Source organism: Corallococcus sp. AB030, assembly GCF_003668965.1.
In the GTDB taxonomy this organism is placed as follows: domain Bacteria; phylum Myxococcota; class Myxococcia; order Myxococcales; family Myxococcaceae; genus Corallococcus; species Corallococcus exiguus.
Genome location: NZ_RAWQ01000019.1, coordinates 61,930 through 73,090, shown reverse-complemented (window position 1 = coordinate 73,090; position 11,161 = coordinate 61,930). Strand labels below are relative to the sequence as shown.

Annotated in this window: 11 protein-coding genes; 7 read left to right on the top strand and 4 right to left on the bottom strand. The window is 70.2% G+C overall.

From position 1 onward, the window contains the following. The first annotated feature begins 63 nt into the window (after positions 1–63). The 3 genes from D7Y15_RS07425 (at position 64) to D7Y15_RS07415 (ending at position 3,084) form a co-directional block, all read left to right on the top strand. Positions 64–501, top strand: a complete 438-nt coding sequence (locus D7Y15_RS07425; protein ID WP_121752117.1) for a host attachment protein — start codon at positions 64–66, stop codon at positions 499–501. A 77-nt stretch (positions 502–578) separates the two neighbouring features. Beyond that, a complete protein-coding gene (locus tag D7Y15_RS07420; protein ID WP_121752116.1) occupies positions 579–2,471 on the top strand; it encodes a methyl-accepting chemotaxis protein in 1,893 nt (630 codons plus the stop codon). A 13-nt stretch (positions 2,472–2,484) separates the two neighbouring features. Then, a complete protein-coding gene (locus D7Y15_RS07415; RefSeq protein ID WP_121752115.1) occupies positions 2,485–3,084 on the top strand; it encodes an HAD family phosphatase in 600 nt (199 codons plus the stop codon). 1 nt (position 3,085) lies between these two features. On the opposite strand, the gene D7Y15_RS07410 is transcribed toward D7Y15_RS07415, so the two are convergent. Further along, positions 3,086–3,736 (bottom strand): glutathione S-transferase family protein, encoded by a 651-nt coding sequence (locus D7Y15_RS07410; protein ID WP_121752114.1) that lies wholly within the window; start codon positions 3,734–3,736, stop codon positions 3,086–3,088. Positions 3,737–3,774: 38 nt separating this feature from the next. Continuing rightward, positions 3,775–4,386: an adenylate/guanylate cyclase domain-containing protein gene (locus D7Y15_RS07405; RefSeq protein WP_120578149.1), complete on the bottom strand. Its 612-nt coding sequence runs from the start codon at positions 4,384–4,386 to the stop codon at positions 3,775–3,777. Between the two features lie 305 nt (positions 4,387–4,691). Between D7Y15_RS07405 and D7Y15_RS07400 the strand changes: the two genes are divergently transcribed. Together D7Y15_RS07400 and D7Y15_RS07395 are read left to right on the top strand one after the other, a co-directional pair. Next, positions 4,692–5,534: a hypothetical protein gene (locus tag D7Y15_RS07400; protein ID WP_121752113.1), complete on the top strand. Its 843-nt coding sequence runs from the start codon at positions 4,692–4,694 to the stop codon at positions 5,532–5,534. Further along, a complete protein-coding gene (locus D7Y15_RS07395; RefSeq protein WP_121752112.1) occupies positions 5,531–6,403 on the top strand; it encodes a hypothetical protein in 873 nt (290 codons plus the stop codon). The genes D7Y15_RS07400 and D7Y15_RS07395 overlap by 4 nt, the downstream gene beginning before the upstream one ends. Here the strand turns inward: D7Y15_RS07395 and D7Y15_RS07390 are convergent. Then, a complete protein-coding gene (locus D7Y15_RS07390) occupies positions 6,354–8,432 on the bottom strand; it encodes a S46 family peptidase (RefSeq protein WP_121752111.1) in 2,079 nt (692 codons plus the stop codon). The genes D7Y15_RS07395 and D7Y15_RS07390 overlap by 50 nt on opposite strands. A 129-nt stretch (positions 8,433–8,561) precedes the next feature. On the opposite strand from D7Y15_RS07390, the gene D7Y15_RS07385 reads away from it, so the two are divergent. Beyond that, positions 8,562–9,704, top strand: coding sequence for a triacylglycerol lipase (locus tag D7Y15_RS07385; protein WP_120578153.1), 1,143 nt, complete (start codon positions 8,562–8,564; stop codon positions 9,702–9,704). Positions 9,705–9,740: 36 nt separating this feature from the next. After that, positions 9,741–10,607 (top strand): N-acyl homoserine lactonase family protein, encoded by an 867-nt coding sequence (locus tag D7Y15_RS07380; protein ID WP_121752110.1) that lies wholly within the window; start codon positions 9,741–9,743, stop codon positions 10,605–10,607. Between the two features lie 3 nt (positions 10,608–10,610). On the opposite strand, the gene D7Y15_RS07375 is transcribed toward D7Y15_RS07380, so the two are convergent. Then, the gene (locus D7Y15_RS07375; protein WP_233597142.1) at positions 10,611–11,141 is read right to left on the bottom strand and encodes a DUF4442 domain-containing protein; all 531 of its coding nucleotides are present in this window, start codon (positions 11,139–11,141) and stop codon (positions 10,611–10,613) included. Between the last annotated feature and the right edge of the window lie 20 nt (positions 11,142–11,161).

Below are 11,161 nucleotides of genomic sequence, written 5' to 3'. Positions count from 1 at the left end.
GTGGGGGAAGCTTGCCGGTGGGCGGGGGGGTCCGCATCCCTCAAGAGACAAGGAGGCGTGAAGATGGCGGACAAGAGGCTCTGGATCCTGGTGGCCAACGCGAGTCGCGCCCGGCTCTTCGCCACGGATGCGAAGGCGGAGAAGTGGGACCTCATCGAGCAGTTCCAGCATGACGAGAGCCGCACCAAGCCCGTCGAGCTGTTCAACCAGGCGGACAACCCCAACGCGGGCACGCTGCACGGCCCGGTGCCGGAGAACGACCCGAACGGCCGCAGGGAACTGGAGCACGAGCGCTTCGCCCGGGAGCTGTCCGGGCGCCTGGACAAGGGGGTGGACTCGCACGCGTTCGACCAGGTGGTCATCGCGGCGCCTCCGGCCTTCCTGGGCATGCTCCGGGGGCTGCTCAGCACGCGCGTGAGGCAGCGGGTGCGGCTGGACCTGGACGCGGACTACTCCAGCCTGCCCGCGAGGGACCTGCCTGACCGGGTGCCGGTGCTGTAGGCGGCCAGCCGGACAGGGGGTTCGGGGCCCGGGTTCTGGTATAGGAATCCGGGTCCTCTCCTTCGCGCCGGCGTGCCATGCCTTCTTTCATCCTGCCGTCCCTGACGCTGCGTGGGCGGCTGCTGCTGTACATGACCCTGGTGTCGTGCGTGCCGCTCCTGGCGCTGACCGGCATGCAGGACAAGCTGATGCGCCAGCAGACGGAGGCGCAGATAGACACCTCCCTGCGCATGGAGGCGGAAGGGTTCAAGGACCTGCTGGAGTCCACCCTGGCGGAGCGCGAGGCGAGCGCCCACAGCTGGGCGGAGGATCCGGTCCTGCGCCAGGCGCTGCGCACGAAGGACCCCACCGCGAGCGACGCGATGCTGTCGCTCCTGCAGCGGCGCTACCTCACCCTCAACGGCATCGTGCTCTTCAGCGACGACGGCGCGGCGGTCTCCGCCAGCACGCCCGCGCTGCGCGAGGCCTACGCCGGGAGCGCGGAAGCGGTGCGCAAGGCGCCGTGGTTCCAGAAGGCGCAGGCCGGCACCACCACCGCCGAGGGCGTGGAAGCCGAAGACCCCATCTACAGCGTGCACGTGCTGCCGCTGGCGGTGCCGGTGATGGACGAGCGAGGTCAGCGGCTGGGCGTGCTGCTCGCCGCGTTCGACTGGGGACAGGTGGGAGAACTGGTGAAGCCCGCGCTCAACCGCGCCCAGCACCGCGGCCACGCCACCTTTTCGCTGGAGGTCCGGGGCGCGGACGGCCGGACGCTGTTCGACACGCGCCAGGGAGAGCACGACGACTCGGGCCGCGTGGGGGTGGTCGCGGTGAACGGCTCGGAGGTGCGCGACGTGGGGGACGGGTGGAAGTTCATCGCCCAGGTGGACCCCGCGGAGGCCTACGCGCCCCTCAACGGGATGCGCCGGCTGGTGCTGGGGCTGGCCGCCCTCTTCGTGGCGTCGGTGGGCCTGGGCTCGTGGGTGCTGGCGCGCGGCATCACCCGGCCGCTGCGCGCGCTCGGTGAGGTGGTCCGCCGCGTGGTGAAGGAGGGCGACCTCACGCAGGAGATGGAGGTGACGGCGGGGCGGGACGAGGTGGGCGAGCTCACGCAGGCCTTCGCGCAGATGATGAAGAACCTGCGCGAGACGGCGACCAGCCTCCAGGAGGGCACGCACGTCCTCAGCGAGACCGTGGCGGAGCTGAACCTCGCCTCCGAGGTCCAGGAGCGCAACGTGGCCCGCCAGGCCGCCGCGCTCCAGGAGACGCAGGTGACGGCGCAGGAAATCAAGCAGACGTCGCTCCTGGCCGCGGAGAAGGCGGAGACGGTGCTGGGCGTGGCGTCGCGCGCGGAGGAGGTGGGCCGCGCGGGCGAGGTCGCCATCCGCGACAGCCTGGGTGGCTTCCAGGGGCTGCACGAGCAGTCAGGTGAGATGGCCATGCGCATCGTGCAGCTCAACGAGCGCACGCAGCAGATTGGCGGCATCACCCAGACGGTGAAGGACCTGGCGGACCAGTCCAACATGCTCGCGCTCAACGCGGCCATCGAGGCGGTGCGCTCCGGCGAGCACGGCAAGGGCTTCAGCGTGGTGGCGCGCGAAATCCGCAACCTGGCGGACCAGTCCATCCAGGCCACGGAGAAGGTGCGCGACATCCTGGGGGACCTGGGCCACGCCATCATCTCCACGGCGAAGATGACGGAGCAGAGCCACTCCAGCGTCGCGGAAGGGCTGGAGCAGGTGCGCACCAGCGGCGAGCACCTGAAGGAGCTGGCCACCATCGTCCAGGACAACGCCGCGGCGGCGCGGCAGATCGCCGGAGCGGTGAACCAGCAGAACGCGGGCATCGCGCAGATTTTCAGCGCGGTCACGGACCTGTCCTCCATGATGACGGAGACGCAGACCAGCCTGAGGTCCACCACCGGCGCGGCGAAGCGGCTGCAGGAAGTCGCCAGCCAGATGGAAGGCGTCGCGCGCGCCTACCGCATCTGAAACAGGAGTCACCGTGTCCGCCGTGAAGGCCGTGTTGCTGGACCTGGGCAACGTGCTGGTGTTCCACGACAACGCGCTGCTCTTCGCGAGGCTCGCGGCGCGGGCGGGGTTGGAGCCGCAGGAGGCCGCGAGGCGGCTCACCGGCGCGGGCTGGACGGCGGCGAACCGGGGCCTTCTGGACGCGGAGGGCATCCGCCAGGACGTCTGCGGCGCGCTGGGCGTGGACCTGCCCATGGAGGAGTTCGCGCCCCTGTGGAGCAGCCACTTCAAGGTGCACGACGCGGTGCTGCCGCGAGTGGAGGGGCTGGCGGGCCGCGTGAAGTTGGTGCTGGTGTCCAACACCAACGCACTGCACGTGGCCTACCTGAAGCCGCTCTTGCCCGTGCTCCAGCGCTTCGACGCGCTGGTGATGAGCTGCGAGGTCGGGCACGTGAAGCCGGAGCCGGCCATCTACCAGCTCGCGCTCCAGAAGGCGGGCTGCGCGCCGCAAGAGGCCGCCTTCTTCGACGACCTGCCGGAGTTCGTGGACGCGGCCCGCGCGCTGGGACTGCGCGGGTACGTCTTCACGGATGCCCCTGCGTTCGACGCGCAGCTGAAGTCGCTGGGGCTGTGAGCTACCGGTAGCGCGCGAGCGGCGGCTCGCCGTGGGCGGCCTCCGTCCACCTGAGCATCGCGGGCAGGCCCAGCACCGCGTCGCGGTACGCGGCGGTCTCCGGGCGGAACGGGATGCCGTAGGTGACGAAGCGGGTGATGACGGGCGCGAAGAACGCGTCCGCGATGGAGAAGGCGCCGAAGAGGAAGGGCCCGCCCTTGCCATAGCGCTCGCGGCAGCCCGCCCACAGCGCCTGGACGCGCGCGATGTCCGCGTGCACGCCCGGCGCGTCCACCCCCGGCACCGTCTTGCGAGCGGTGAGGTCCATGGGGAGGTTCGTGCGCAGCGCCTGGAAGCCCGAGTGCATCTCCGACGTCACCGACCGCGCCATCGCGCGCATCGCGCTGTCCGCGGGCCACAGCTTCGCTTCCGGGAAGGCCTCCGCCAGGTACTCGCAGATGGACAGTGAATCCCACACCACCGTGTCGCCGTGCTTGAGCACCGGCACCCGGCCGCTGGGCGAATGCAGCGCGATGAGTGCCGCCGTCTCCGGCGTGTCCAGCGGCACCAGCACCTCCCGGAACGGCTGGCCGGTGTGGGCCAGGGCCAGGTAGGGGCGCAGCGACCACGAGGAGTAGTTCTTGGAACCAACAACCAGGGTGAGCTCGGACATGGCGCGGCACCATACCGCCGCGCGTCCGGCAGTCAGCTTCAACCGTCCGCGCGCGCGCGCTTACGGCCCAGCAGTGAACGCACGCGCGACATGAGCGCCCGCTCGCCGCGGCCCTCCACCGGCGAGTCGATGCGGAACACCGCCACCGGCAGCCGGATGTTCTTCAATTCGTTGCGGCCCAGCTTCACCGGAGGCGCCTTCAGCCGTCCCTCCAGCTGCGCGGCCACCGTCTCACTGACGTAGACGGTGCCCGGACGCGCCAGGGACTCGATGCGGGCCGCCAGGTTGACGCCCTCGCCGAAGATGTCGCCGTCGCGGTGCACCACCATGCCCAGGTGCGCGCCCGCGCGGACGGACATCCGACGCTCGGTGGGGACGGCGCGGTTGCGAGCATCCACGGCGTCGCGCCACTCCAGCGCGAAGGCCACCGCGGGCGGGCCCGACTCGAACTCCAGGAGGAAGCCGCCCTCCTCCATCCGCTTCACCTCGCGGCCACCGTGCCGCGCGAGCAGCCCGCGCACCAGTTGGCCCTGCTCTTCATGCAGCGCTTGTTGTAGCGACTCATCCCGCCAGCGTTGACCTGCAGGGGCCTCCATGTCCGTGAACATGATGGCCGACATCGTCCGGGGCTCCGGGGCCTCCACCACCATCGTGCATCCTCCCTCCCCCCGGCGTGAGACGACCGAGATGCTACCGCACGTCGGGCGCCGACTCCCAACCACCCCGGGAAGGCGCCCGGACGGAGACGTTCCGGGGAACGCAACCGTGCGAAGACAGAGGCGGATCCAGGTCCGCATCCCCAAGGTAGCGACTTCCTGACGCGACGCACCAAGCACCCGTGAGGTTCTGGACCGGGGCTGTCGTGCACCCGACGCGTCGCGGTGGGAGACGTCCAGTGCGAGTCAGGTGACGGGGGCGAGCCACGTCCGCGCACGGCCATGGGGGCCCGCGGGCGATGATCCACTCAGACGAGAAGGTCCGGCAGATGGCGCGCTCGCTGCTGCCGTCGAAGAACCGGGAGGCCGCGCGCACCGCGCGCAAGCACATCCACCGCGCGGCCCGCAAGGAGGCCCGTCAGGAGCTGGCGGTGTGGATGAAGTCCGGGGACATGGAGCACGACCTGCCGCCCTTCGCGCCGTGGGAGCGCAAGGAGATCAGCGGGGAAGTGCGGTGGCGGCGCGGCGGCGACAAGGTGATGCCGTTCATCCGCTGGGCCACCGCTCGCACGCGTGAGCTGCGCAGGGAGGATCGCCTGAGCCACGTGCGGAGCCTGCTGCCCCCGGGCGTCATCGGCGAGCACGCGCTCGGCCACGTGGAGCACACGACCGCGTTCCGAGACCCTACCGAAGTCGAGTGGCGCGTTCTCCAATGGTCGCGCTCCGGACGCAAGGTGCACCGGATGGAGCGGGGGGAGATGGCCCAACTGCTGCGCGCGCTCCTCGCGGCGCCGGATGGCCACGCCACCTTCAACCGCTTCCTGCGCGAGCGACACACGTGGACACGGACCGTGAACGCCCAGGTCCCCGAGAACCGCAAGCTCGCGACGCTGCTGAAGCACCGCCCGCTGCTTGGCGTGCATGACGTGCTCCCCTTCCTGGACACGCTGGAACCCGCTGCGTGGGATCCGTACTTCAGGTGGGGCACCCTGACACCGCCGCTGCACTGGGCGCGCCTGTTCCTCCAGCGCTTCAAGGAACACCGCGGCTGCATCCCCTCCGTGCTGGCCGCGCTGGAAGCCGAAGGACTGATGGAGCGTGCCGTCCCACCAGCGCATCCACGAGAGTCCCCCGCGCGATGATCCACTCGGACGAGAAGGTCCGGCAGATGGCGCGCTCGCTGCTGCCGTCCACGGCCCGGCGACAGGCGCGCAAGGAGCGGACGGTCACGAACCGCGCCGCCCGCCGCGAAGCCCGGCTGGCAATCGTGGCGTGGCTCCGCACCGGCGACCTGGACGCGGACGAGCCCGCGGAGGTCCCCTGGCGCAAGCACGAGATCGAGTTGATGGTGCTGGACCGGCGGAGGGCGGACAAGGTGAACCCCTTCGTCCGCTGGGCCGCCGCCCGCGTGCGCCGCATGCTCCATGATGCCCGCGAGGGCTACGTGCGCGGCATCCTGCCCAAGGGCGTCATCGGTAGGCACGCGTGGTCCCACCTGGAGCACACGCCCGCGTTCGAAGACCCCGTGAAGCGCGAAGCACGCGCGCATCACTGGAAGCACCGGGAGCAGTTGGCCCGCAAGCGGGAACGCGATGAGGTGGCCTCGCTGCTGCGTGAGATCCTCGCCGCACCGGACGGCCACGCCACCTTCAACCAGTACCTGCGCGAGCACGCCACCTGGCGGCGCTCACCGTCCCCCAAGAAGGGATGGATTCCACGCACGCCCCCACTGCCTCACCGTCCGCTGCGCGGCTTGCACGACGTGAATGCCTTCGTGGACTCCCTCAAGCTTGATGGCCGGAGCGCGTACTGCTTCTCCGCGGAGACGATGGACGCGCCGGTGCGCTGGGTGCGCATCTTCCTGGAACGGTCCAAGGCGAACCTGGGAGACATCCCGGCCACGCTGGCCGCGCTGCGGGCGGAGGGATGGATGTCCCCCCGCCCCCTCGGGCAGCCCTGCTTCAGCGAGCCGGAGCCGCGGACGCCGCCTGCGCGCCCTTCAGCTCATTGACGACGCGGGTGGCACCGTAGACGTGCTCCAGCGCGGCCATGATGCCGTCGCCGTGCACCGCCACCGCGCGGTTCGTCTCCGGCACGTAGAGGTAGCGGCCTCCCAGCGACGGGAGGTTGCCGTCGAAGATGAGCCCCACCACCTGCCCGTCCCGGTTCACCACCGGAGAGCCGGAGTTGCCGCCGATGATGTCGTGGGTCGTCGCCATGTCCAGCGGCGTCGCGTCCGGCACCTTCCCCTTCGCCTTCACCCACGGCGCCGGCAGCTTGAAAGGCTCCTTGCCCGTGTCGCGCCCGTAAGCACCCCCGAACGTGGTCAGCGCCGGCACGGCCTTGCCGTTGTCCTCCCAGCCCTTCACCTGCCCGTAGTTGAGCCGCAGCGTGAACGTCGCGTCCGGAGCGCCCGCCGTGCCGTTCACCAGCAGGTACGCCTTCGCCAGCCGCTCGCCGTTGCGCTTGAGCACCGCCTCCACCGTGTCCTCGTAGCGCTTGCGCGACGCGCGCGTCTCCGCGTCCACCTTGCGCGCCAGGACGATCATCGGATCCTTCGACGCGTCCACCGCCGCCTTGCCGCCCTCCAGCAGCGCCTTGCGCACCTTCACGTCTCCCAGCTTGGAGCCCTTCACCAGCGCCTTCGCCAGGTCCGCCGGGGCCTCCTTCTCCAGCACCAGGCGCACGAACGGATCATCCGCGCCCAGCGTCTCGCGCAGCTTGTTGAAGCCGAACGTCAGCGTCAGCGTCTCCAGCTCCGCCGGGATGGGTGCCTCCCGCAGCAGCCGCTGCTTCAGCGCCGGCAGCTGGCCGTCGGTGTACTCGCGCAGGCGCTCCGCGTTGGCCTTGGGCAGCTCATCCGCCGCGCGCACCAGCGCCTGGGCGTAGGAGAACAGGTCCGAGCGGAACGCATCCCCCGCGCCCTTCATGCGGTGGTCGTTCGTCATCCGGCGCCACGCGTCCAGCGCCTGCGCCGTCTCCTCCCACATGCCCTGCGTCAGCGCCTTGGCCTGGGGGTTCGCGTCGATGCGCTTGCGCAGCTCCGCCTCCTCCTGCCGCTTGCGCGCGAGGACCGCGGGGTCCGCCAGCGTCTCCTGCCGGCCCTTCAGCGCCTTCAGTCCGTTCTCCACGCCGCGCAGGCTGGAGCGCGCCACGCGGAAGCGCTCCGGCGACGCGCTGGTGAACTCGCGCAGCGCGCCCCGCATCTCCGACAACTGGAGCAGCGTCTGGGGCAGCGCCACGTCACGCTGGAACTCCAGTTCCGCCACCGTGCTCTTGCGCTCCGTGCCGCCCGGGTGGCCGGAGACGAAGACGAGGTCCCCCTCCTTCGCGCCCTCCTTGGCCCACGGCAGGAAGTCCGGGCTCTTGGCCGGCGCGTCGTCCTGCCACACGCGCACGAAGGACACGTCGTAGCCGTAGCGCGGGAAGTTGAAGTTGTCCGCGTCCCCGCCGAACGCCGCCATGGAGAACTCCGGCGCGAAGACGAGCCGCACGTCCTGGAAGCGGCGGTACTTGTAGAGCTGGTACTTGCCGCCGTTGTAGAGCGTGACCACGTCACACCGCACGTCCGCGCCGGTGGTGCACGCGGCCTCCACCGCGGCCATCTCCTTCTTGAGCGCGGTGTTGAAGGCGGCGCCGGTCAGGCTCTTCGTCGCCGCGTTCATCCGCTCGGTGACGTCCGTCATCTCCACCAGCTGGTTGGCTTCGACCTTGGGACAGCGCCGCTCCTCCTTCGCCGTCTTCGCCTGGAAGCCCTTCGCCAGCAGGTCGTCCTTCGCGGTCGTCAGCTCTTCGATACAGCTGCGCACGCAGTGGTGGTTCGTCATCACCAGGCCGTCCGGCGACACGAAGCTGGCGGAGCAACCACCCGCGAGCCGCACGGAGCCCAGGCGCACCTTGTCCAGCCACGCCTGGGTCGGCTCGAAGCCGTAGGCCTTCTTCACCTGCGCGGCGGGAAAGGCATCGTAGGTCCACATGCCCTCTTCCGCCGCGGCGGGGAGGGACGACAGCAGGCCAAGCGCGAGCAGTCTGCGGTACACGGGGAGTCTTCCTTCGTGGGTAGGGGAAACGGGCGACCGTTTTGTCAATGCGTCCGGGCGCGCGTCAACCCCGTGGGACGCCGGGTATTCCAAGCCCATCCGGGGAGCGTGGGGTATGCTGGGCGACCCATGTCCGTGAAGCACCACGTCTACCTCGTCCCTGGTTTCTTCGGCTTCACCAACCTGGGCGAGCTCCTCTACTTCGGCCACGCGTACGAGTTCCTGAAACAGGACCTCGCCCGCCGGGGAATCGACGCGGAGGTGGTGACGATCGTCTCGCACCCCACTGCCTCCATCCGCCAGCGCACCGCGGACCTGCTCAAGGCCGTGAGCGAGACAGCCTCCGGGGACGACGGCCCCATCCACCTGGTGGGCCACTCCACCGGCGGACTGGACGCCCGGCTGTTCGTCTCCCCTGGCGCGCAGGTGTCGGACGCGCTGGAGCTGGAGCCCTTCGCACGCCGCGTGCGCTCCGTGGTGACGCTGTCCGCGCCCCACGCGGGCACGCCCCTGGCCACGTTCTTCCTGGGCCTCTTCGGCCAGCAGCTCCTGAAGCTGTTGTCGCTGTTCACCATGTACGTGCTGCGCTTTGGCCGGCTGCCCCTGAGCGTGGTGTTCCGCTTCGGGCACCTGATGGCGCGGGCGGATGATCAGCTGGGGTGGAAGGCCACGCTGCTGGACCAGCTCTTCGACCAGCTGTTGGGCGACTTCTCCAGCGAGCGGCGCGACGCGGTGACGAAGTTCCTGTGGGACGTGGGCCGTGACACGTCGCTCATCCCCCAGCTCACGCCGGAGGGCATCGACCTGTTCAACGGCGGCACGCATGACCGGCCCGGCGTGCGCTACGGCTCCGTGGTGACGCAGGCCCGGCCGCCGTCCCTGCGCACGCGGCTGGCCGCAGGCCTGGACCCGTACGCGCAGCTCACGCACACCATCTACGCGTTCGTGTACGGTAAGACGCAGAAGATGCCGCTCACGCAGCTGCCCCTGCACACGCCCGCGCAGACAGCGGCGCTGGTGCAAGCCTACGGCGCCATGCCCGGCCCCACCGCGTGTGACGGCATCGTGCCCACGCGCTCACAGGTGTACGGCCGCGTGCTGGCGGCGGTGCGCGCGGACCACCTGGATGCCATTGGCCACTTCGACCAGCCGGCGCACCAGCCCCCGCACGTGGACTGGCTCATCTCCGGCTCCGGCTTCCGCCGCCCCCAGTTCGAGGCGATGTGGAAGACCATTGGCGACTTCCTCATGGAAGAGGAAGCGCCGCGCTAGCTTCTTCGCCTCGCTTCACCGCCCTGGAGCCGCGCCATGAAGACCCTTCGCTTGTGGTCCGCCTGTCTCACGCTCACCGCCTGTGCCAGCACGAGCACCGCCTCGCGCACATCCCCGGAGGCCGCGCCCGGCGTGAAGCTCTACGCCATCCACTGCGGCCGCGTGGAGCTTGGCGACTCCGGCTTCATGGCGGACGACGGTTCGATGAAGGGCGTGCCCGCCGAGACCGTCGTTCCGTGCTACCTGATCCGCCATCCGAAGGGAGACCTGCTCTGGGACAGCGGCCTCTCCGAGAGCATCGCGGACATGCCGGACGGCATGCGTCCGCAGGGCCAGCCCGTGCACTTCGAGGTGAAGAAGAAGCTCACCACCTCGCTCGGCGAATTGGGACTGGCACCGGCCGACATCGAGTTCGTGTCGTTCTCCCACCTGCACTTCGACCACGCAGGCAACGCCAACCTGTTCGCGGGCTCGACGTGGCTCGTGGACGCGGAGGAGCGCGACAGCGCCTTCTCCGAACAGGCCCACCGGCGCGGGGAGGTCCCCCACTACAGCGCCCTGGAGCAGGCGAAGACCGTGCGCATCGAGGGCGACGCCCCCTACGACGTGTTCGGCGACGGCACCGTCTCCATCCACCAGGCGCCCGGGCACACGCCCGGCCATACCGTGCTGCTGGTGAAGACGGCGAAGTCCGGCGCCGTCCTGCTCACCGGCGACCTGTGGCCGCTGCGCGAGTCCCGCGAGCGGCAGCTGGTGCCAGTCTACAACGCCAGCCGCGAACAGACGCTGGAGTCCATGAAGCGCGTGGAGGCGCTGGCGAAGGACACCCACGCACGGGTCATCCGCGAGCACGTGCCCGAGGACTTCGCCGCGCTGCCCGCGTTCCCCGCGCCGCTGGAGTAGGCCCTACCCGCGCTTGAACACAGCCAGGAAGCGCGATTCGGCGACGCACTGGCCGTCGGTGCCCAGGAGGCGCACGGGAATCCACGCCTCCGCCTTGTCGCCCGTCGCGCGCAGCTCCGACGCGAGCTTCTGAAGCAGCTCATCCCCCGGCTCACATACCGCGCTCACCGCCGTCTTCGCCTTCGCGTGGAAGGCGACCTCCATGCGGTTGACCAGCATCTTGTATTGGCCAGGCGGGAAGCGGCGGAAGAGCATCACGCCCATCGTCAGCTCCATCACCGTCACCTGGGCGCCCAGGTACACGCTGCCCACGTGGTTCTTCGTCTTGCGGTTCAGCGGCACCGTCGCCTTCACGCGCGCGTCCGTCACCTCGTCCACGCGGTAGCCCATGGCCGCCGCCAACGGGACGATGTTCTTCACCGCCAACGTCGTCAGCGCGTTCGCCGCGCCCGGCGACACCTGCCGCACCTTCTCCACCATCTCCAACGCGAACATCCGGTCCTCCACCCTTCCCTGCTGACGTCCCGCGCGCATCCTAGCCACCCGGCGCTTCC